The organism is Symploca atlantica LB2515 (assembly GCF_052546295.1).
Genome location: NZ_JBQWMT010000002.1, coordinates 64,159 through 86,971 on the forward strand (window position 1 = coordinate 64,159; position 22,813 = coordinate 86,971).

The window sequence follows — 22,813 nt, forward strand, 5'->3', positions numbered from 1 at the left end:
GCAGTCCTGAAAAATCTATGAACTTTAGCAGTCAGCGAGCGCTTTCATCCCAGACTCTTTCAAGAATTGGGCATTCCCGCGCCCTTTGTAACAAGACTCAAAACTCTTGCTGATGAAACGCTTTTTTCGCAACGCATTTGCCCACTTACTTACTGTTGAGCGAGGATCACGCCAGAGAACTCGCTTGAAGCAAGGTTCTTTAGTATTGCTACTATTAGTTAGCTGTGCCGTTCCCATTGGATTAACAACCAGCTTAGCTGGAGCTCAGAGCAGTTCTCCTGGAACATCTGCGCCAACAGAGAAACTACGCGAAACCAATACTCAAGAAAATAAACAAAGATCCGGATCAACCTTTGCTCTGCCAAGCCCACCACCAAAGGCTCCTGAGGTCAAAGCTCCTCCCGATGGTGATCCATATGTTTTAGAATTCAATCGTAGCCCAGTTGTTGGCAGTAGCTTTAGCTTACGGGGAATTTATGACGAGGCTCGACTTGGATTTACCCGTCCCCGCAACTGGAAGCTAAAATCTGTCAAAGCCTTAATCCGGTATCGGCATTCCCCGGCTTTGTATGCTACTCGCTCCAATCTGACTGTTTTAATTAACGACGCTAGCATCGGTAGTATTCCCCTCAACCGTCAGGAGGGCGAGATCGGTAATGCGGTGTTTGATGTACCGCTCTCACAGATCCAAAACTATAACCAAATTACTGTTGCGGCGCTACAGAACAACTCTCCCACTTGCACTCAAGATCCCTACGACCCTTCACTTTGGACAGAAATCTTACCTGATTCTAAAATCACCTTTGATTTTGAGCCTCAACCAGTTTCTCTAGACTTTAATAGCTACCCTTACCCCATCTTTGACGAACTAAGCTTATATCCCAACCAACTTGCTTATCTACTACCTAACAAAGTTGACAATATTTGGCTAACAGCTACTTCTCGTTTGCAAGCCTCCTTAGGTAGGCAGGCGAGTTTTCGCCGCTTAGAGACTCGTCTAGTTAAGGCTGTAGACGAAGTAGAGTTAACAGAACGGTTAGTAATCATCGGTACACCAGCTCAACAATCCGCCCTAAAGTCGCTGGAACTACCAATGCCTCTGACCAACAACCAGATTCTGGATGGTAAGCAGAAGGCTTTGCCACCAAATGTTGGGGTTTTAATGTTGACTACGACTCCCGACAACATTGCTCCTGTGCTAGTAGCAACAGGCAACGGACCAGAAGGCGTCGCCAAAGCCGTACAGTTTTTGGTCAACTCTCCAGACCGTAAGATTGGTACGGGTCAAACCATCATAGTAGAAAACCTCGACGAAGTAGCTTCTCCATCACCCCGCGAGTGGCCAGGGTATCTGCCACCAGAAGAAAGCTTCCAACTCAGCGATCTTAACAATGCCAATAACCAGCCATTTGAGGATGTAACAGTTCGAGGTGCTGATTCGCCACCACTTGAAATTGACTTTAAAGCGCTGCCAGATGATCTGTTTGGTTCTGGTAACTCCATGGACGTAATTTACAGTTATGGCCCTCAAGTTAATGCCAAAACCTCTTTAGTAGAAGTACGACTGGATGGGGTGGGAATTGTCGGTAAACGGCTAACTTCAATTAATGGGGGTACCAGAGAAAAGCTGAGAGTTGACTTACCAAAAGACAAAATCGGACCCACTTCCAAAATCCAGGTAGATTTCCGTCTTGATGCGCGAGAGCGCCGTTCTTGTAGTCGAGTAACAGATCAGCAGCTTTGGGGTACTTTGCATAATGACACTAGCTTTAATCTAAATCGGACAAGCACCGTCACGCTGCCAGACCTCAAGCTGCTGCGTTATGGTTTTCCTTTTGCCGCTCCTCAAGATTTATCTAGTACAGCGATTGTCTTGCCAGATTCTCCAGGGGATGGCGATTTGATGACTTTACTAGAATTCAGCAGCAGATTGGGACGCCTTAGCAAAGCTGAGTCAATACAGTTAGACGTTTATACTAAAAACTCTTTGCCAACTGAGCAGCGTTCTGAGCGTCATTTAGTAGGAATTGGCACTCAAAATAATTTTCCTCTGCCAGAGGTGTTTGAGTCTGGTGGCTTTGAATTGAAGGACGCCTTCACCCGCCTACGAAACCAAAGTGATATTCAGACATCGCCCGATAATGAGGGCGTTATCAAAGAAATTATTTCTCCTTGGAATCCTGAGCGCGTGCTATTAGCTCTCAGTAGCCAGACAGAAAAAGGCTTAAGCCAAGTGCAAGAATCGTTGCACCAAGACCCCCTATTCTTTCAAATTGAAGGAGATACTGCGCTCATCAGTGCCAACTCTACTAACCCCGAAATCTACGATCCCAATGCCTATAACTTTGAGTTTTTGCAGAGAGCAAAAAAGCGTGAAGTAGATAAAACACCAGTTCCCAAAAAAGTTTTCCGGTTCTTGGCAGGTGGTTGGTTTCTTTTGGGGCCGGCTATAGTAGCGGCAACGCTTATTCTTTACGGCGTCGTCCAGCTATATCTCAAGCGGATTTCTGGTCAGAAGACTTAAGGGTTCTATGCATCACGCCAGTCGGTGTACCAGGGTGTTCGACGGTCAACATAGTTTCAGGAACGGAGACTATTTCTGTCTACTAAACAAAGAAAAGTACTGTTAGCAGAGTGCTATTGACCAAAAGATAAAAACTCTGAAAGCGTTCCAACAACTTGCTTGTCAACCATATTGGAGGTATAGCGTTGTTCCCTCGTTAAATCTTCAACTATAACGGGGGAGGAAGGCTGCAAAGACAAATGACTAGTCCATCTTCAAAAGTCAAGTCTCAGCCAAGTCGTAAACAATGGGGAATTCCGCTCCAACGGCGTGAGCTGTTAACCAACTGGATTGTCGAGCGCCTACCTCATACTTTTAACCAGATACTACAGTGGCTAGGCAACCGCCAGCTGCTATTGCTGATTTTTTCTCTGATTTTACTATTAATCCCCCTAATCATCGCACGCCCTACTATTTGGCAGCAAGGGATAGTTGCGGCGATGCTAATTGCGGTGGGACGCTTTGCCTTACAACTAGAAGAACAAATTCCTCGTAAAAAAACCAGCGAGTATCTCCACTTATTTTTAGTTTTACTGAGTCTAACTACAACGATACGCTATTGGTACTACCGCACCGCCTACACTCTAAATTTAGATAGCTGGATTGATGCGACTTTCTCTTTATTGCTTTATGCGGCAGAATTATATGCCATTGGCACTCTGTTTTTTGCTTACTTTCAAACTCTCAAAATCAAAGATCGTAAGCCAGTTGATTTAAACAACTTTCCTCTTGAGGAGTGGTTTAAAGTTGATATCTACATTCCGACCTATAACGAAGATGTCGAGATTGTTCGCAAAACTACCTTGGCAGCTCTAGCTATTGATTATCCAGCTGATAAAAAGCGAGTTTATGTCTTAGATGATGGTCGGGCAGAAAAATATCGAGACCGCCGAGAAAACCTGTGCCAAATGTGTGAAGAACTAGGTGCAACTATGTTGACTCGAGACAATAATGAACACGCTAAAGCTGGCAATATTAACACCGCCTTTCAACGCACAGATGGTGATTTAGTACTAATTCTCGACTGCGACCACATACCGACTAGAGACTTTCTTCAGAACACGGTTGGCTTCTTTTTTAACCCCAAAGTTGCTTTTGTACAGACACCTCATTGGTTCTACAATCCAGATCCTTTTGAGCGCAATCTTCTCACCCAGGGCAAAATACCTGTAGGTAACGAACTCTTTTACAAAGTTTTGCAAAAAGGCAATGATTTCTGGAACGCCGCCTTCTTTTGTGGCTCAGCCGCTGTGATTCGCAAAGAGTACGCACTCGAAGTAGGTGGAATCGCTACAGAAACAGTTACAGAAGACTGCCATACTGCCTTTCGTCTTCATTCTCTGGGCTATGAGTCAGTCTACTACGACAAGATTATGGTGGCTGGTCTAGCACCTGAGATGTTTTCCTCCTATGTTGGACAACAGGTTCGTTGGGCAAGAGGTATGGCCCAGATTCTACGTATAGAAAATCCGTTACTAAACCGGAAACTAAATTTAACCATCCCTCAACGGATCTGCTATTTCAGTGCTACGTCACACTTTTTCTTTGGTTTTCCCCGGTTGATGTACGCGATCGCACCTCCCTTATTTCTCTTGTTTGGCATCAACTCGGTCAAAGGTCTTGGTCTTGAAACTTTGTTCTATGCTCTGCCTCATATTATTTTATCGATGCAGACAAACCACATTCCCTATAAGCATGTCCGTTTCTCTTTCTGGAATGAAATTTTTGAATTTGCTATGTCATTTCAGGCGGGAATTGTTACCGTTTTAGCGATAATTAACCCTAAGCTCGGTTCTTTCAACGTGACCGATAAAGGGCTGTCTGTGACCGAGCGGAACTTTGATTTTGATTCAGTGCGCTATTTAGTGATCACTAGTGTGATTTGCGCTGCTTCTTTACTTGCCGTACCCTTTTGGCTGTGGCTCAGTCCAAAAGATTTTCAGGCTGTCCTCATCAATGCCATGTGGTGTACCTTCGTCTTGTTCCAGCTTGTAGCCGCCTGTCTAGTTGCCTTCGAGCAACCTCAACTGCGTCGAGCACACCGCTTACCTCGAAAGTTAACGGCGGTAATTCATAGTAGTGGACAGAGTTGGGAAGGTCAAACTCTTGATATTAGTGAAGCTGGTGCCCAAATTTTTCTTAATTCTTGGCCAAATATTCCCGATGAAATTAAAATCGAGTTAGTGGGAGACTACGGGGCTAGAGTACTTTTGGATGGCCGTGTTATTCGGCAGACGGCAACAAGCAAACTGGAAGCCAAGCTTTTCGTTGATTTCGTCAATCTCAGCCGCACTCAGTTAGATGATTTGGCATTAGTAATATATTCTGACGTGAAGGAGTGGTATTCTCAGACACGCACTGAGGTAGACAAACCTTTTGAATCTCTCAAGTTTATTATTACTAGTATCAAGCGCGTTTTCCGTGAGTTCCGACCAGCAACTGGAGAAAAAGTACGTAAACAAGTTCAGGCTGTAGCAAAACTCTATTGGGAAGGTTGGGAAGGTCAATCCTATACAGCGACAGTAACAGAAATTGGGACTAATGATTTGAGGTTGGAATTAGATGGCAGCCAAATTTCAAATCTAGAGGCAATTCAAAATACACAACCGCTGATCAGTTTACTGTTAAGTCAGGATGAAAATGACCCTCAGCCCAAGAGTTTATTGGCTAGGATAATTTTTATAGAAGAGCTACCTATTTTTTCTGCCGAAAATTCTAAGAAACAGCCTTTAAGCACACCAGTTAAGCCAATTGCTGTTGAGTTGAGTTTTCCAGAGTCATTGAGATGGCAGCAGCAGACTAAAATTAAACAACTTTTAAGAAGTCTTGAGTAATTGTGCGGCACTAGTGCCAGCCAACTTCTATTACGGTTAATCTCCTACAGAGACTAGTACCTATCGGCAAAAAAATGACAAAAATCCAAGCAAAACTCGCCCAATAAAAAATTATCCAACAAGACTCGATATTTTTCCTGATAATGATTTCTAAAAAATCCCCAATATTTTACGTTCACCAAATCAAATTATTGGCGAAAATCCCACATAATCTTCATCTCTATTACCCAGCATTTTAAGAGTAATTCATCTTGTTAATCAAAAAGTCTGCTAAACTTATAGGTAATAGATGGGTAATCTATTGAATTCCTATCAAGCTGATATTTTTTTTGCTGTCAGAGGATGTATGACATCTTTCAGAGTCTTGACAGAGCATCGATTCTAAGACAAGCGACTAGTTAACAGCAACTTTCACCTTCTCCAACTTCTACTCTTAATCAGCTTGATGTAGGAAGCAACAAAAATTATTAGTTTTTAGCTGTTCATTATCTGACCAGATAATAACAAGTTAACTAAAAATCAGGGTAATCAATTAAAAATACACAAATTCAGAAATGCAGGTACTGCTTGATAAAAAGCATGTTGCTCCTGTAGGTCAGTAAGGGTAAGTAATGGGAACAAGATTCATTTTTTAGAATCTTGATTATTGTCGCAAATCTGAATTAGTTGTTGCATTGCCTCCGCAGTTAATCACCATTATTAGCATCAGTGGTGCTAGAACAAGTTTATTTTAGCTTGGCACAAAAAACTTCAACTATTCTAGGTTCGCCAGTTAGATTATATCCAGGTAGATACAAATGAACACCATTTCTATGGCTAGCTACAAATCTTCCCAAAAATTAAACCCACTGAGCTTATTGGCACAATTATCTAGTCGTCAGGCGAATGGTTGTTTACAGGTATCTAGCGGCTCTGTCTCTTGGTCAATCTATTTAGAACAAGGAAAACTGATTTATGCTTCAAATTCAGTTGATCCGTTCGAGCGACTTGACCTTCACTTGCGTCGTCTAAGCCGTCAAATTCCTACACTTGTTAGTGCAGTTAGAGTCCAAGTTCGTCTGATATTTGAATCAGACTCGGAAACTCAATCTAATCAAAGTCCTGATTACCAAGCTATTTGTTGGTTAGTCAATCAAAAATACTTAAACTCAGTACAAGCAGCCACTCTAATAGAAGAATTAGCTGAAGATGTGATTGGGTCTCTTCTTTCAGTTAAAGAAGGAACTCACCAGTTAATTAATCTTGATCAATTCGAGGAACTACCTAAGTTTTGTCATCTAGATCTGCGAACACTTGTTGAACGTTGTTATGAGCATCTGCGACGTCAGCAGACTTCAAAACCAACATCTCCATCTGCTGAGCCTCGCCCTGATTACTTGAATCAGAACAGTGCGAATAACCAACCACAAGTAAATCCCGGTAATTCCTCCACGCCCAACGCAGGTCTACAAAAAACTAATGGAGGCAGTCCTGCTGGAGTTAACAAAAAAAACGGCGCAAAAAACACCTATGCTATTGCTTGCATTGATGATAGTCCAACAGTCTTAAATGCCATTAACTCTTTCTTAGATGATAAAAGCTTCTCTGTGGTAATGATTAATGACCCAGTGAGAGCTTTAATGCAGGTAGTTCGGATCAAGCCTGACTTGATTTTGTTGGACGTAGCGATGCCAAATTTAGATGGTTATGAACTATGTTCTCTGTTGCGAAAGCACCCTCTTTTCAAGAAAACTCCGATAATTATGGTCACGGGTAATAAAGGTTTTCTCGACCGAGCTAAGGCGAAAATGGTCGGGTCATCAGGCTACTTAACAAAGCCTTTTAACCAATCTGAATTACTAAAGATTGTGTTTAAACACTTATCTTAATTAAGTGTTATTTGAAATGTAGTAGACAATTTTTGTTAATTAATCTTGAGACACGCACGTGAGTACAACTTTGATGGGCAAAATTTTGATTGTAGAAGATACCGTCTCAGAAATGGAACTAATGAGCCATTATCTGAGAGAAAGTGGCTACACCGTAATTAGTGCTATTGGTGCAAAAGAAGCTCTTAACAAAGTTGTGGAGCAAAAGCCAGATGTCATTGTTACTGATGTAGTCATGCCAGGAATGAGCGGTTTTGAATTATGTCGCCGTCTCAAGAGTAATCCTGTTACTGAAAAGATACCTATTGTAATTTGCTCCTCTAAAAACCAAGAGATTGATCGTCTTTGGGGGATGAAACAAGGAGCAGATGCCTATTTAACCAAGCCCTTTACCCGTGAGCAAATTCTCCGTGCGATCAAATCGGTTGCCCTTTGAGCCAATGAATACTTCAGCACTTGCCCTTTTACCAAACAAAGCCCAGGAACAAAAAAATCTGGGAGATGCTTATCTCAAGTTTCAGTTTGGTCAACAAACGCCTGCTGTTTTGTCAATGAGTCAGGCGCAAGAAGTTGTAGTCTTGCCTCCTGAGCGGCTAACACCAATGCCCAATATGCCCTCTTTTGTGATGGGACTATTAAATCGGCGCTCTCGTGTACTGTGGGTGATTGACTTAGCTCGGATGTTGGGTTTACCACCTGTGGAAACGACTGTTCAACAATACAACATAGTAACTATCCGTGATCATTCTGCTTCTTTAGGACTAATTGTTCAGACTGTTGAAGGTGTGTTACGTTTAACACCCGAATGCATTCAATCCCCACTGGGACAAGTCTCATCGGGCTTAGTTCCCTATTTACGTGGATGCATTTTACAAGAAAAAGAAATCTTATTGGCACTAGACGCAGAAGCAATTATCCAATCACCTCTTTTTAGGGGGAATTAGACTCTATCTTCTAACAAATTGATGAATTTATCCAAAGCAAAGAAAGCCTTCTGACATAATTTTATTACCTAACTCATGGCTCTACGCAATAAATATATTACCACTACAAATCTCTATCTTTTTGCTAAAATTTCCTAGCTTTTAGGTGCTTATTTTCATGGTCAAGCAATTCGATACCACTAATAACAGTAAGAATAGTATTCCGGATAATATTAATCTGAATAATCTAGACAGCAACGGCTATACTCACAGTGCTGACTTTCATTCAGGGGGGGAGACGGAAATAGTGCAGCCAATTAATAATTCTCCTGCTTACGCACTGTCTCAAAAATCCGGCAGTGAGCATCAGACATTAACTTGGTGGAAAAGGCTAAGTTTAGGCAGCAAAGTGACAGCTTTAGCCGTTGCTGTTGGAGTACTTCCAGTATTTGGAGTGGGCGTAATCAGCTTGGTGGTTACTAACCAAGCAGGTCAGGAACAAACAATCACCGATAAACAGACTAAAATCCTTAAAGTCAGCAATATTGTTGACAGTTTTCTGTCCGAACGCTCCGAAGACATTAGGGCGTTAGCAACCATCCCGATTTTCTCAGATGCCGAGCTGCAAGGACAGGTAACAGAAAGAATCAAACAACAAACCCTCAACCAATATTTAGAAATTTACCAAGTCTATGACAGCATTGCCTTGTTTGATCTTCAAGGCAATGTAATTGTTCAGTCTAATGGTTCTAACCTGCCCAATAACAATGACTTTGATTATTTTCAGGAAGTCCTTAAAACTGATCGTCCCGTCATCAGCCAGCAGCAAGCAACAGAATCTCCTAGTAAAGTCGACCTTTACAGCGCTGCACCGGTTAAAGATAGCGTTACAGGTAAAACCATTGCTATCATCAGAGCTCGTATGCCAGCGTCTGTTCTGAGTGAATTATTAAAAAATAGCGCTGCTAATGACGACAGCAGCTATAGCTTAGTTAATGAGTCGGGAAATATTTTGGCGACGGCAGATAAAGAACTTCAGGGTAAACAGATTAATAAGGAATTTCCAGAGCTCGAGCGACTGCGAAAAGAAGTATCCGCCGAAACGTTTGTTACTAGCTCTAAAAATAGCCTTGCACCCGCTTCTTTAACAGAAGACATACTGGCAGTTTATACACCCTTAAATAACTCAAATATTACGTCCTCCTTAAATTGGGGCGTAATCCTAACTTCCAACACAAAACAGTCCCTTGCAGCCAAAGGAAATCTTGTTCAAATACTGCTACTGGGAATTTTGGTAACCGCCGCATTAGTTGGCGTTGTTGCCACTCTCCTTACCAGGCGTTTAATTAAGCCAATTCTCTCAACTACCAACGTCTTGAAGCAGCTAGCTCAAGGGAATCTCAATACCCGCCTGAACGTGGAAGGAGAAGATGAACTTGCGGTTTTGGGGTCTAACCTCAATCTCATGGCAGACCACCTGCAAACTGTCTTAGAAGATCAAAAGGCTTCTCTGGAACGAGCACAGTTATTTGCTGATGTGGCTACCTCAGCCGCTAGAGAAGAAGATAGAGCCTATGTCTTTAAACGGGCAGTCGAAGGAGCTAAAAGAAGACTGGGAGCTGACCGAGTAGTTGTTTATAGCTTTGAACCTGACTTTAGCGGCACTATCATCGCTGAAGCAGTTGACCCCGGTTGGCCACGGGCACTAGCAGACCGTATTACTGACCCTTGTATCAGTGGCAAACTCCTAGACGAATACAGAAAAGGGCGGATTGTGCCTACTAGTGACGTTCGCGCTACTAATTATTCTCAGGAACACTTACAGTTGTTAAAACGGCTGGAAGTTAAGGCTAATTTAGTTGTGCCGATCATCGCTGGTGACAGCTTGCTTGGTTTAATTATTGCCCATCAGTGTTCTAGAACTAGGGTGTGGGAGCAACGGGAAATTGACTTCCTCGAACGGTTAGCCGCTCAAGTAGGGCTTTCTTTAACCTCTGTAAGTCTTGTTACTCAGAAAGCCGCTGAAGTCGAACGCGCCCACCAACTTAATGAAATTACTTCTCACATTCGGAAATCGCTCAAAATCGAAGATATTTACAATGCGGCAGTTAAAGGCACCCGAGAAACCCTGAAAACAGACCGAACGATTGTCTATCTGTTTGACGAAAATTGGCAAGGAACCGTTGTTGCGGAATCTGTGGGTCGCGACTGGCCTGCATCCCTCGGAATGAACATTGCTGACTCCTGTTTTGCTGAAGGGTACGTTGAGAAATACAGACGTGGTCGAATCAAGGCGGTAGAGAACATTTACAAAGCTGGTTTGACAGAGTGTTACTTGGGTCAACTTGAACCTTTGAAGGTCAAGGCGAATTTAGTCGCGCCAATCCTGTCAGGTGATAGGCTACACGGCTTACTGGTAACTCATCAATGTTCTTCTACCCGACCCTGGCAAGAGTCAGAAATCTCCTTCTTTAAACAAATTGCTATTCAAGTTGGTTTTGCTATAGACCAAGGTTATGCCATTGAGCAGCAAGAGCAAGCAAGAATTACAGCTGAAACTGTCTCTCAGGAGCAACGTCAACAAAAAGAAGAACTCCAACTCCAGCTTTTGGAACTGCTCAGTGATGTAGAAGGAGCAGCCCGAGGCGACCTCACCGTGCGTGCGGATGTGACTGCTGGTGAAATTGGCACAGTTGCCGATTTCTTCAATGCAGTTATCGAAAGTTTGCGAGGTATTGTCACCCAGGTGAAAAAAGCTGCGACTCAGGTCAACACTTCCCTAGGAGAAAACGAAGGAGCCATCCGTCAACTTTCTGAGGAAGCACTTAAACAAGCTGAAGAGACCACTAGCACCCTAGATTCTCTACAGTTTATGACCCTTTCGATTCAGGACGTAGCAGAAAATGCCCGTCAAGCAGCAGTGGTCGCTCGTCAAGCTTCTAGTAACGCTGAAGCTGGTGGTATAGCCATGGATCGCTCGGTGCAAAATATCCTCAATCTGCGAGAAACGGTCTCTGAAACTGCCAAAAAAGTTAAGCGCTTAGGTGAATCATCTCAGCAGATTTCTAAAGTGGTTTCTTTGATTAACCAAATCGCTCTGCAAACCAACTTGCTAGCCATCAACGCGGGTATTGAAGCAGCAAGGGCTGGCGAAGAAGGTCAGGGTTTTGCAGTAGTTGCTGAAGAAGTGGGGGAACTGGCGGCCCGTTCTGCTGCAGCGACTCAAGAAATTGAACAGATTGTTGACAACATCCAAAAAGAAACTGCCGAAGTCGTCCAGGCAATGGAACTGGGTACTAGCCAGGTAGTTGAAGGTACTCATTTAGTGGAAGATGCCAAGCATAGCTTAAGTAAAATTTTGGAAGTTTCTCACCAGATTGATTATTTGGTGCAATCAATTTCGAGTGCCACAGTGTCACAGGTTGAGACATCTCAAGCTGTAACCGAGTTGATGAAGGAGATTGCCAAAGTCTCTGAACGTGCCTCTGATTCTACGCGACTGATTTCTACCTCTATCAAAGAAACGGTAGAAATTGCCCAAGAATTGCAGGCGTCCGTAGGGACATTTAATGTTGGCGTGGACTAGAGGTTGGCGGGTTAAAAGATTGAAGGTTAGAAAGTTAAAGGTTAAAAAGTTGAAAATTTTTTGAGCTTACTAGCCTGCAACCTACTTTTCTGACAATCTGCTTTTCTTACAACCTGCCAACCGAGTCATCTACAATCTGTTTTCCCTGCAACCTGCCAACCTTCAACTCTATAAGGCCATGTCACAAGACAAGGAACTTGAAATTCAGCTCCAGTTTCTCGAAGAAGCACAAGAGTATTTGGACACAATTGAATCGGTGCTCCTAGACTTAGCCGGGGGTCACATTGATGGTCAAAAAATGGATGCTGTCCTGCGAGCAGCCCATTCCGTCAAAGGTGGCGCCGGCATGATGGGGTTTCAGACATTGAGTCAGCTAGCTCATCGTCTGGAAGATTCTTTTAAAGTCTTGAAAGTTCAGAGAAATTCTCTCAAAGTCGATGCTGAACTTGAAAGTCTACTACTCCAAGGAGTAGATCGCCTACGTCAGGTGCTTGCCTCAAATCGCAAGCAGACCGAGGTTGATGAACAGTGGCTGGCTACCGTTGGCAACCCTGTTTTTGAAAAGCTGCATGAACGCTTAGGTGACCCTAAAGACGAAGATGCAGCTACCATTCTAGGAACAGAAGATGGAACAAATGTAGCAGCTCTTCTATTTGAAACAGAAGTCGAGGGGTGCCTTGTTCGCTTGGAGTCGGTTTTAGACGATCCTCAAATGCCCTGCTTAGAGGAGGAGCTTTTGATCATGGCGCAAGAGCTAGAAGGTTTGGGCGAAATGTTGCAATTAGGTGCTTTTAGCAACCTATGTCGGTCTGTCGTCCAACACCTAGAAACAGCCCCAGAGCAGGTTGAGAAGATTGCTCAGCTAGCATTACAAAGCTGGCGGCGATCGCAAGCGTTGGTGCTAGTTGGTCAAGTCAATAGTTTACCAACGCAGCTCGACTTTATTAGTGATACTGCAATTCCGGCAACTGAATCGGCAACTGTTTCAACACCAACAGAAGCAGCACAAGAAGATTGGGCCGCCGCCGAATTAGCACAAGAAGATTGGGTTCCTGCTGAAGTAGCACAAGAAGATTGGGTTCCTGCTGAAGTAGCACAAGAGGATTGGGCCGCCGCCGAAGTAGCACAAGAGGATTGGCAAGATCTTGAGGTACTCGCGGCAGAATTTGAGACCTCTAGTCCAGTGGCTGAGACGGAAGATTCTTCGGCAACTGAGGACGAACTGGAAGAAAGAGTAGCTGTATTTTCTCAGAACGCATCTTTTTATAGAGAAGTTCAAAATGTTTCTCAGAGCGAAGCACAAGAGCGTATTGGTGCTACAGAAGTTCAAGCAGCGGATGTCAAATGGCAAGAAGTTCAACGTGATTCTAAGTCATCTGAGCACACCAACAATGTAGAAAAGCCTGTTCAAGAAAATACCGTCCGTATTCCAGTCCGACAGTTAGAACAACTAAGCGATTTATTTGGAGAGCTAACCATCGAGCGTAATGGTCTGAGCCTTCACTTGGGACGTTTACGTAATTTAATGGAAACCCTCAAAAGTAGAGTCAGTAATCTAGAACAATCAAATATTCATTTGCGAACTGCTTATGATACGGTTGCGACTCAAGCGAGTGTAGTAGGAAGCGGACTAACAGTACCGATGCAATCACTAGCCGCAACAGCAGCTAACAAAAGGAGAGTACCACCAGAGGCAAGCAATAATCCCGCAGGAATTCAGTATCCGTTTAGCAACCTGTTAAATAGCTCACATCTTATTGGTCCAGATGACTTAAATGCTTTCAATCCTCGTATTAGCGATCGGGGTATAGCTCAGTCAGCCTCAGAAGAGCAGCCTTGGACTGGAGAGGAATTAGTAGGACATGACGACCTTCTTGATGAGGGTAGTGAAGATATTAGCAGCAAGTTTGATGTCCTAGAAATGGATCGCTACAGTGACTTACACCTCCTCTCTAGGGAAGTAATGGAAACTATCGTCCAGATCCAAGAAGTCACTTCTGATATTGAACTTCGTCTTGAAGATACAGAACAAACAGGTCGTGAGTTAAACCGGACAGCTAAACAGCTACAAACTAACCTTACTCGAGTAAGAATGCGTCCCTTATCTGAGATAGTAGGGCGATTTTCTCGAGCTTTACGAGATCTTTCTTTCGAGTATGGTAAACAAGTTGAACTCAAAGTTGTGGGTAAGGGAACCCTTATTGACCGCAGCATTTTGGAAGCCCTTTCAGATCCCTTGATGCACCTAGTGCGTAATGCATTTGACCACGGTATTGAAAAACCTGAGAAGCGTAAGGCTCAAGGTAAACCACCGAAGGGAGCGATTGAAATTAAAGCGGCTCACCGAGGCAACCAGACGCTGATTACCATCAGCGATGACGGCAACGGCATTAACCTAGACAAAATTCGGGCTAGGGCAGAGGAAATGGGCTTAGATGCAGAGCTATTAGCTGCTGCCAGCGAAGACGATTTGCTCTCGTTGATTTTTGAGCCAGGTTTTAGCACCGCAGAGCAAGTTACTGCCCTTTCGGGTCGAGGCGTGGGTATGGATGTGGTGCGTAACAACCTCAAACAAATTCGTGGTGACATCAGAGTTGATACCTCGCCAGGCCGGGGAACCACCTTTACCCTCACAGTTCCTTTTACCCTTTCAGTGGCGCGAATTCTTCTGGTGGAAAGCAATGGAATGTTGTTAGCTTTTCCCACAGATGTAGTGGAAGAGATGCTTCTACTCCAGCCGGAGCAGATTTTAAAAACTCCTGGTAGCGAAGTTCTTAACTGGGAAGGGGAAATGATCCGCCTAATTCGCTTAGGAGAGTGGCTAACTTTCCATTGCCCCCGTCGCATCACGATTCCAGATGGCGTTCCTAGTATTAGTGAGCCAACTGTGATGATGGTTAGTCAAGGTGAGCAATTGGTCGGGCTGCAAGTAGACCGCTGCTGGGGTGAAAGGGAAGTCGCTGTCCGACAAGTTGAAGGAATCTTGGCTATGCCTTCTGGTTTTGCTAGTTGTGCAATCCTTGGTGACGGTAAAGCTATTCCAATGGTCGATGTCAGTGAGATGCTCGACTGGATAGCCAGTTTTGAGTCGCCGTCTAGTGTAGTGATAACTAGTAACTCTGTTAGTGCTTCACCACGCGGTTACTTAAATCAAGCCGTCACACCTCAGTCAAACCAGAGGAAATTGCCTGAGTTAAACCCAAGCTTTGATGCCTGGTCACAGAATAGACCACCAGCCTTAGCGATACCTCAAAGCAAAAAAGACACCATTTTAGTCGTTGATGACTCAATCAATGTGCGTCGCTTCTTAGCTTTAGCTTTAGAAAAAGCAGGATATTTAGTAGAGCAGGCTAAAGATGGTCAGGATGCCGTTGACAAACTCCTCAGTGGATTGAAAGTTCAAGCTGTCATTTGTGATATTGAAATGCCTCGCCTTGATGGCTATGGCTTTCTAGCTCGAATCAAATCAGATCCTCTTTTCGGTGATTTACCGATTGCTATGCTTACCTCTCGCAGTGGAGAAAAGCATCGGCAATTGGCAATGACTTTGGGTGCAACAGCCTATTTTTCTAAACCCTACAACGAGCGGGTGCTATTAAAAACTTTAGAGGAATTAATTAGTCCCAAAGTAACCGCTTAGCAAAACCCTATACAACCATGGCTGTTTTTTCCCCTCTTAGCTCCCGGCGCTCCACTACTCGCAAAGCCATAGCAACCCAACAATTGATTATTTTTCGTCTTTGCGGCGAAGGCTTTGCTCTGCCGATTAGGACAGTTCACAAAGTTATCCCTGTAAGCAAAATGTATGGGGCGTCACGAGGAGTCGGGGTAAGCTTGACACTTTATCAAGACCAAGAATTACTGGTCATAGATGTAGAACATCGGATCTTTAGGCAGACACCGAGCCAGTATTTGCTTTCTAGCGCTAGCGATACGGGTAAGATTAACCAAGAGTTGACAGCGCCAGAACAGCACAATGAGCAGGCTCTACAAAGTTACATCCTGATTGTAGAAAGTTCTCAAGGAAAATTAGTTGGTTTACCCCTTGAGAAGCCGCCTTATTTGCAACGTGTACCTGAGTCTGCTTTTACTCCCTTAACACCAGAATATATTGCTCAAGGAAACATTAGATGCGTTAGTGCGCTGGTTCTTCAAGAAAATAACCAACCACCTTTGTTTTTGCTCAACCCAGATAAGTTAGTTCAGTCACAGCAAGCTTTGCCCCCTGCATTTAGCTGAAGTTGATATTTTTAATTTTTCCGGAAGCAGTCGTTAAACTGCCGGATTAAGTATAAGTAGATGCACCCTGATGACCCCCTCAGCGACTTCGCTGAGGTTTTTTTATTGGCGAAGCAAACAGCATAAATAATTTCTGGACAAAAATCAAATTAAATGAGGTTAAAAAATTATGAATTTTGTCAGGTCTCTCTCGATCGTGCTGCTTCTTAGTTATCAGAGTTTAAATTCAATTTTTTGAGCAAATTATTATTTTCTCTGATGTTTTCACTATTTTTGTCAGTTAATTGTTGGTAGATCAGTATAGATATTACTCCTGGTTGAGCAAGAAGAGAACTCGACAACCCAGAGTCCCGACTTCTTCGAGCAGTCGGGACTCTGCTAAATGCTATACTTCATGATTTAAGTAATGCAGTAAGCATTTAAGTAATGCAGTAAGTAAAAGTATCCCCAGCACCAAACAGTTGAAATATGGGTGATAGACACAAGCAAAGCAGAGAGGTTCCGCTAGAACATCTCTGCTTTCAAGACTCTGAGTTAAGTTGGTCTACTTACTGACTAGACATAGCTATTGTAACTGGCGTCAGCCATCCAATCACCTGCTTGCCCACCTTCGGCAAAAGCAACCATCTGCCCATCGAGGTATATTCCTAGACCTGACATACCATCAATTTCGGTCACACTGGAGCTATAGCTGCCCATCGCTCCAGAGAGCTGCATGGTATCTTCAGAGGAATTCCAATCCGAAATCATCGCAATACCCTGATTACTACCCATGCCGTAGAAAGAGCCGGTTTGATCCCCTAGAACGAACTGGTCACTGCCTCCTCCACCAGTCATTACATCTGGGGCACCGGGCAAATTCAGGCCGCTTGGCGGTGTACCAGCAATCAAAATGTCATTGCCGTCACCACCCACTAAAGTATCACTACCATCACCACCAATTAGGGTGTCATTACCTTCGTCACCTTCAAGAAGGTCATCACCTCCGTTACCTTCAATGCTGTCGTTACCCAGACCACCTTTAAGTATGTCGTTACCATCTCGACCCCACAGGGTGTCATTACCTTCATCACCTTTGAGGAGGTCATAACCTTCACTACCTTCAAGGCTGTCGTTACCCAGACCACCTACTAAAGTGTCATCACCTTCTCTGCCCCACAAGGTATCGTTACCGGCACCACCTTCGAGCAAATCATTACCGGCACCACCTTCTAGGCTGTCATCACCATCACCACCCAGAAGATAGTCAACGCCTCCTTCACCAAAGAGGGTGTCGTTGCCGCCAAAGCCTTCAAGATAGTCGTTGCCATTGTCACCGAAGAGAAAGTCATCACCAGCTCCACCCTGCAAGGTGTTGGCAAAAGATGCCTGTTGAACGGTGATTTGTGCGACCTGATAGTCTGGAGCAGTGTAGTCAGCATTGGCGAACATCGGATCATCCAAAATACCGCCACTGCCAACAGGCAGAAAACCGTTTGCCACTTGAACTGTTCCGTTCTCATCAACGCCAGTATTCGGAGTCTGCTGATCACGAAAAGCAGTATTTTCTAGCAGTTCGTCGTTAACTTCTGAGCCAGCATCCAGAACCTGGCTCCCTGCGATAGTAAAGTCAGCACCGACAAAGTTCCCTTGAGCGTCGATTACTTGATGCGCTTGTTCATTCCCGTTAGCGATGAAAAAATCGTTACTAGGAATGACCATCGAAGCGTAGTTAAAAAATTGGCTGCTAGGGTCAGTTAGATCCAGGAACACTGTCTGAGTAGCACTCTCGCCTGGAGCAATTGGGCCATTGGAACCGAAGATAGTACCTTGAGTTTCACCAAAGCCAGCAAGATCAAACTCAGTAGAAATTAATGCCGTATTACCATCTTCAGCTAAACTCTCTAGACCTGGTGAGACGGGTCGTCCTCGGTCATAGGTATCAAAGCCACCATCATGAAAACCAAACCAAAGGGGGGTAAGAAAAGTACCCATGTCTGGAGCAAGACTGGTAATAGTGACTTGGACTGGGGTATATGTCATAGTTACACACCTATTTAGAGTAATTTGGCTGGGGTCTTGTCTAAACAACTACAAAATTTGCGATTGCGAGTTGCTAAATGCTTTTCAGTGCAGAGTTCAGCTTTTATGCAAAGCTACGTTTTTTGTAACAAAACTTTATAAAATTAACTAGAGAACTGATGCTGATCGGCTTTTGTCAACCCCCTTTAACTGCCATCGGAAGACTTAAAAGACCCTAGCCTGTAATATTTAGCTCTTGAGTATCTTGGTTCCGAGCGAAAATATTGGTAATACCGGAAAGTCGAGTGTTAGGCACAATTGCAAAATGGACAATTCAAAACTGCACAATCTATTGTCCGACTCCGCAAATTTTTCTAGGTACGTAGAGTCTTCTCATCAACATCCACATCAATTACCTGATGCGGATGTTGATGAGACACAGGAAGGGAAAACTAGCTCTTGGGGATTAGGACTCGAAAAATTAGTAGAAGCGCCTGCTGAAAATCCAGATTCGTTGGCCTCACTTGCAAACACCGACGAAGAGCAAATTACTCCTGACACTATTGCAACAATACAAAAGACCCTATCGTCGCTGTTTAGTAGAGGTGGTACTGAAAAACCGAAGAAAAAACGCGCAAAAAGGATCGTCCGAATTCCTGGACTGGACGAGGATATTCAAGAACTGCTGACAAAGTACCAAGAGCAGTTGGAAGAACTCAACGCTGACATTGATACCGACCAAATACGCCAAGCCATTTTGGATAATCCTCAACATTTAGAGAATGCCATCTTGGCTTTTATTGAAGCAAGTAGCACAAGGAAGCTTGAGCCAAAGCTGGCAACTGGATACCTATATAAGGCTGTCATTAATGGTTGGAAGCCAAGACGACGTACTGTCGTTGATTCCTCTACTTACGTCTTACCTTCCGAACTCAAAGAACCACCCAAGCAACCAACTCTAGTCGAGATAGTAGAATCTAAGCGCTTAATTTGGCAAAATGCGAAATTCCTGAGACCCGCTATTGAGGAATGGGTACAAAAGACCGAGGGAGTGTACTTGAGTGAAGACGGACCAGAACTAGAGTTTTAGCCGACTGTCCAGGAATCACCCTCTTAAAATTATGAATGCTAAGAAACAGGGGAAAATACTGATAATTATTAAACGAAAAAATACAAGTATTATATTTTGTATCTTTGGCGATTTTTATCAGTAAAATTTTAGTAAATTGTTCTCATATTTAATTGAAATTAACTATATAAATTTTACTAAATCAACTTAAATTGTATTTAAGCCCACTAAAAAATTGGCATAATTAAGACAATTCTGCTTAACTGTTGTTAGTTTCTTAGTCTGTGTCTGATGAAAGTGATCTGTTTAAGGTATTTTTATATCTCTTGACTAGAATTATGCTGTTGGATAAATTTGCAACTTTAATAGAGGAAATATATAGCCACAAAATTTCAATGAATATTTTTCAGGATCGCCTAAGTTTGACAGAACAAAAGACAGTTTTTCAACGCTGCAAAGCTAGCAAAGGCTTATCATGCAGAAACAGGTACTCGCTTTGATGTGGGAAACTAGTTAAGAACCAAGCGCGTAAAGCTTTACAGGGATATAGTTTCCCAAAAAAACGGAATTATCGTTTTTCCCCTTGTCGAGTTTAAGCGTGGGCGGAATTGGAGAGATTGGGTTAACCCGAAGTTGGCCGTGTTGTTTGCCACCTGGCTGTCTGTGGAGTTCGAGATGCTTGTTGCCGACTGGATTGAAGAGTGGATGATTACTGGGCAAAAGACAAGGCGATGGACGGTACCGCGTCCGACTTCGCGATTTATCTTAAAACCTTTACACCAAGAGCGATTAACTAAGACCCAGCACCAGAAAAGGCGACTCGATGAAGCTCAGCACCAGAGGCAATCACTGACTACCCGGCAAACCAGCCTACCTGTCACAATGCCGACACAAGAGGAAATAGAGTATTTAAAGTCTCGTCCCTGGGAAAAGGCTGAATTGGAGGGCAACCCAGTTGATTGGGCAGATGTTGCTGAGAAATCGGGCTACGGTCGGGCGATGCGTGTCGTTTGGGATTGGAATAAGCAAAAGCGTCTCAAACGAGATTACCGAGCTTAGTTATCCCCTAGTTGGGTGTCTAAGCAAGTGGTCGGATTAAGATTATGCCTGAATTATTAATTTTATTTTCTTTGGGATGTAGTTATTTTTTGGGAGAACTTGTCCAAGGGCTTTTTCTCACAAGTCTTTTGGTAATTTTTTTCCTGGCTTGAGGTCTGGCAGAAAATACTCCAAACATCCAGGAAAAAAATAAAACATAGCCGAAAATTGCTAAGAACGCTGTACCCATGAAATTTAACTACCCTGAATCTTACAAAGGTTAATTTCAGGGTCTTAGCAATTTTTTCCGAGTAATTTAAACAATATTAATTATTCTTATTCCTTTACCACGAAAACAATCCGGTCATAATTCTCGATTCAAAAGGCTAGTCACCTCCTTTAAGCTTACAGACCAAAATTCAATTTGGCGGGTGGGTGCGACGTGGAATATTGGCAATTTTCAGGAAGATTGAGCCAAATTAGTGGTTCGGTTAGCTTATTTAAAAACTATGACTTACGACCCTACCCAGCTTGATGACCTAGAGATGCTAACCCTACTTGCCAAAGGACTGATTTGTTATCTGGGACGATTGAGGATAGGAGAGAAAGACCCCTTTCCCTACCCCGATTCTCTGTTGCGTGGCTTCAATCAATTGCGCATCGCTTGCATTTTGCAAGGGGTGGACAGAGCCAAACATCCCTGTAGTATTCCAGAGTTTGTAGAGATTTGGGGAAGATTGCCCTTACTGGCGTGGCCTTTGAAGTTGGAGATTTCTGCTTATACTTTTAGTAATGGTGACTACCTGATAGAGCCAGGTCTTGATCATAGACCGACACAACTGTGTAAAGAGTTGGCAGAACTCTTAGGCAAGAGCGTCTCTCAAATTTCCTAAAGCCGCAATCAGCGCGGTACTATTTGAGTCTGGTTTAGTTTGAGGCAAGTACTAGCTCCTATTGGACAAATGGATAACTAACCCTAGCAACCGTAGATGAACGATCTTAACCAATGCTATAGAGTGCTTGGACTTGAGCCAGGGGCATCACTCGAAGAAGTGAATCAAGCATATAAAGACCTAGCATTTATTTGGCATCCAGATCGCATTCCTCAAGATAATCCACGGCTACAGAAAAAGGCCATTGAAAGACTCAAGGAAATTAATCAAGCTCGTGACCAGTTGCGGTCTTTTCGAGTAGATATCCAGACTAAAACGGCTAAACCGCAGCAAAGACCTCAAAAAACTCAAACGAGAGCCAATTACCAGCGGAGGCAAACTCGTTCGACTTCCCACTCTCAATCTAACTATCAGGCCAAAAGACCACATCCAGATTTAAGTGGGGCTAACTTTCAGGGAGCAAATCTCAAAGAAAAAGACTTCTCAGGACGAAACCTGAGCAATGCCAACTTAAGTCACGCCGATTTGAGAGATGCCTTTCTACATAAAGTCAATCTGAATGGCGCAAACTTGGAAGGGGCGAATCTCTTCAGAGCTAACTTATTTCAAGCAGACCTCAGTAAAGCCAATTTGCGAAAAACCAACTTAATTGGAGCCGACTTAAGTGGAGCTGATTTAAGTGGAGCTGACTTGAGTGGAGCCACTGTTGGCTCAAAAGAGCGAATTTTAGTTAAACTGACGGGAGCTAAGTTGACTGGGGCAATTCTGCCAAATGGCACAATCCATGACTAAAGTTTCAAGCAACCGCACCAAGGTATAGTTACTGCTCTCAATAGAATCTAGTATCGATTACTAAGCACTAGACCTCTTGCACAATTCTGAATTCTGGCCCGACAAACCTTGTTTTTACTTAGGCTCTGGTGTTCGTAATACTAAAATGGCAAACCTCTGATTGAGAGAGGGTTCCATGGTAATTCTGCCAAAAGTCTACTATAGAGGGGTCTTTTCATCTTACCCCCTGCCTCAAGGCAGTCGCGAACACAGTTGAATCAGAAAGGGTGCTGTGGAAAGCAGGGCGACGTCTAAGATCGTAATGGCACACCACTGAATACGTTGAGTTTTCATGTCGCTTTCTCCTCCGCTTATTGCCTGGGTTTTGCTGATCAAGCATTTGATTTGAGGTCACTCTAAAATACTACGGCTGAAGATAAATAAATTTCGCCTTCTTAAGTCACACAATTTTAGTGATCTGAGACACAGGCTGGTCTGATTATGGTAAATAATGCAACTCCAACAGCAAAAAAGTAGCCTCCAATGTTCCACTGGGGGCTACTTTTTTCACGGTTCTCCGCCTCAATCAAAGATTAGGACAAAGAACACTATTGTTGACCGACAAGATAACCTGGAGCGCGCTCAGTGTAGTCAATTTCTGTACTAGTGACCGACTCAGATAGCTTTTCAAAGGATTCGGAGCGCCAGTTACGTTCATGAATTGGCTTAGACTGCTCACCTCGGAAGTAAGCCTGAGTACCTAAAGCCGCAGCCCCGATCCAGCCAATGAGAAATAGTGAAATAAGGATAGTCATTACCGAACCTCTATTAATTAATTTGTTTAACTTCACGTAAATAAATGTAACATTTTTACGACAAAGTTCTCAAGATGTGAGCTTGGTGTGTTAACCGACTAAGAAGTAGGGTTTTCAACACTAACACTTCCAAACGTTACTTATCCCCGCCTTTCAAGCTGGGGATAAGTCGCAAATTTGACATCCTCCCAGCGCTGAAATCGCGGGATTCCC

General features: G+C 43.5%; 14 protein-coding genes. 12 read left to right on the top strand and 2 right to left on the bottom strand.

Annotated features, from left to right (window positions below):
- Positions 1-112: 112 nt before the first annotated feature.
- The 8 genes from ACT7WV_RS25680 to ACT7WV_RS25715 all read left to right on the top strand — a co-directional run bounded on the left by ACT7WV_RS25680 (position 113) and on the right by ACT7WV_RS25715 (position 16,013).
- The gene (locus ACT7WV_RS25680; protein ID WP_445105788.1) at positions 113-2,524 is read left to right on the top strand and encodes a cellulose biosynthesis cyclic di-GMP-binding regulatory protein BcsB; all 2,412 of its coding nucleotides are present in this window, start codon (positions 113-115) and stop codon (positions 2,522-2,524) included.
- 239 nt (positions 2,525-2,763) lie between these two features.
- Positions 2,764-5,397: a UDP-forming cellulose synthase catalytic subunit gene (gene bcsA / locus ACT7WV_RS25685; protein WP_445105789.1), complete on the top strand. Its 2,634-nt coding sequence runs from the start codon at positions 2,764-2,766 to the stop codon at positions 5,395-5,397.
- Between the two features lie 797 nt (positions 5,398-6,194).
- The gene (locus tag ACT7WV_RS25690) at positions 6,195-7,265 is read left to right on the top strand and encodes a response regulator (RefSeq protein WP_445105790.1); all 1,071 of its coding nucleotides are present in this window, start codon (positions 6,195-6,197) and stop codon (positions 7,263-7,265) included.
- Between the two features lie 58 nt (positions 7,266-7,323).
- Positions 7,324-7,701 (top strand): response regulator transcription factor, encoded by a 378-nt coding sequence (locus ACT7WV_RS25695; RefSeq protein ID WP_445105791.1) that lies wholly within the window; start codon positions 7,324-7,326, stop codon positions 7,699-7,701.
- A 4-nt stretch (positions 7,702-7,705) separates the two neighbouring features.
- Positions 7,706-8,209: a chemotaxis protein CheW gene (locus tag ACT7WV_RS25700; protein WP_445105792.1), complete on the top strand. Its 504-nt coding sequence runs from the start codon at positions 7,706-7,708 to the stop codon at positions 8,207-8,209.
- A gap of 157 nt (positions 8,210-8,366) precedes the next feature.
- Complete coding sequence (locus ACT7WV_RS25705) at positions 8,367-11,774, top strand: methyl-accepting chemotaxis protein (RefSeq protein ID WP_445105793.1); 3,408 nt, start codon at positions 8,367-8,369, stop codon at positions 11,772-11,774.
- Between the two features lie 178 nt (positions 11,775-11,952).
- On the top strand, positions 11,953-15,414 hold the full coding sequence (locus ACT7WV_RS25710) for a response regulator (RefSeq protein WP_445105794.1): 3,462 nt from the start codon (positions 11,953-11,955) through the stop codon (positions 15,412-15,414).
- A gap of 17 nt (positions 15,415-15,431) precedes the next feature.
- Positions 15,432-16,013 (top strand): chemotaxis protein CheW, encoded by a 582-nt coding sequence (locus tag ACT7WV_RS25715; protein ID WP_445105795.1) that lies wholly within the window; start codon positions 15,432-15,434, stop codon positions 16,011-16,013.
- Between the two features lie 555 nt (positions 16,014-16,568).
- Here ACT7WV_RS25715 and ACT7WV_RS25720 read toward each other — a convergent pair.
- The gene (locus tag ACT7WV_RS25720; protein WP_445105796.1) at positions 16,569-18,035 is read right to left on the bottom strand and encodes a spondin domain-containing protein; all 1,467 of its coding nucleotides are present in this window, start codon (positions 18,033-18,035) and stop codon (positions 16,569-16,571) included.
- 304 nt (positions 18,036-18,339) lie between these two features.
- Here ACT7WV_RS25720 and ACT7WV_RS25725 point away from each other — a divergent pair, with 304 nt between their 5' ends.
- The 4 genes from ACT7WV_RS25725 (at position 18,340) to ACT7WV_RS25740 (ending at position 21,806) form a co-directional block, all read left to right on the top strand.
- Positions 18,340-19,104: a hypothetical protein gene (locus tag ACT7WV_RS25725; protein WP_445105797.1), complete on the top strand. Its 765-nt coding sequence runs from the start codon at positions 18,340-18,342 to the stop codon at positions 19,102-19,104.
- Between the two features lie 621 nt (positions 19,105-19,725).
- Positions 19,726-20,142, top strand: a complete 417-nt coding sequence (locus tag ACT7WV_RS25730) for a hypothetical protein (RefSeq protein ID WP_445105798.1) — start codon at positions 19,726-19,728, stop codon at positions 20,140-20,142.
- A gap of 488 nt (positions 20,143-20,630) precedes the next feature.
- Positions 20,631-21,014, top strand: coding sequence for a pPIWI_RE_Y domain-containing protein (locus ACT7WV_RS25735; protein WP_445105799.1), 384 nt, complete (start codon positions 20,631-20,633; stop codon positions 21,012-21,014).
- Between the two features lie 96 nt (positions 21,015-21,110).
- Complete coding sequence (locus ACT7WV_RS25740; protein ID WP_445105800.1) at positions 21,111-21,806, top strand: pentapeptide repeat-containing protein; 696 nt, start codon at positions 21,111-21,113, stop codon at positions 21,804-21,806.
- Between the two features lie 587 nt (positions 21,807-22,393).
- Here the strand turns inward: ACT7WV_RS25740 and ACT7WV_RS25745 are convergent.
- Complete coding sequence (locus ACT7WV_RS25745) at positions 22,394-22,600, bottom strand: photosystem II protein, Psb35-related (RefSeq protein ID WP_445105801.1); 207 nt, start codon at positions 22,598-22,600, stop codon at positions 22,394-22,396.
- Positions 22,601-22,813: the final 213 nt, after the last annotated feature.

Bases quoted from the DNA above. Each gene is read 5' to 3' on its own strand.
- ACT7WV_RS25705 (WP_445105793.1), top strand. From the start codon at position 8,367: ATGGTCAAGCAATTCGATACCACTAATAACAGTAAGAATAGTATTCCG.
- ACT7WV_RS25710 (WP_445105794.1), top strand. From the start codon at position 11,953: ATGTCACAAGACAAGGAACTTGAAATTCAGCTCCAGTTTCTCGAAGAA.
- ACT7WV_RS25745 (WP_445105801.1), bottom strand. From the start codon at position 22,600: ATGACTATCCTTATTTCACTATTTCTCATTGGCTGGATCGGGGCTGCG.
- ACT7WV_RS25725 (WP_445105797.1), top strand. From the start codon at position 18,340: ATGGACAATTCAAAACTGCACAATCTATTGTCCGACTCCGCAAATTTT.
- ACT7WV_RS25735 (WP_445105799.1), top strand. From the start codon at position 20,631: ATGACTTACGACCCTACCCAGCTTGATGACCTAGAGATGCTAACCCTA.
- bcsA (WP_445105789.1), top strand. From the start codon at position 2,764: ATGACTAGTCCATCTTCAAAAGTCAAGTCTCAGCCAAGTCGTAAACAA.
- ACT7WV_RS25715 (WP_445105795.1), top strand. From the start codon at position 15,432: ATGGCTGTTTTTTCCCCTCTTAGCTCCCGGCGCTCCACTACTCGCAAA.
- ACT7WV_RS25700 (WP_445105792.1), top strand. From the start codon at position 7,706: ATGAATACTTCAGCACTTGCCCTTTTACCAAACAAAGCCCAGGAACAA.
- ACT7WV_RS25680 (WP_445105788.1), top strand. From the start codon at position 113: ATGAAACGCTTTTTTCGCAACGCATTTGCCCACTTACTTACTGTTGAG.
- ACT7WV_RS25690 (WP_445105790.1), top strand. From the start codon at position 6,195: ATGAACACCATTTCTATGGCTAGCTACAAATCTTCCCAAAAATTAAAC.
- ACT7WV_RS25720 (WP_445105796.1), bottom strand. From the start codon at position 18,035: ATGACATATACCCCAGTCCAAGTCACTATTACCAGTCTTGCTCCAGAC.
- ACT7WV_RS25740 (WP_445105800.1), top strand. From the start codon at position 21,111: ATGAACGATCTTAACCAATGCTATAGAGTGCTTGGACTTGAGCCAGGG.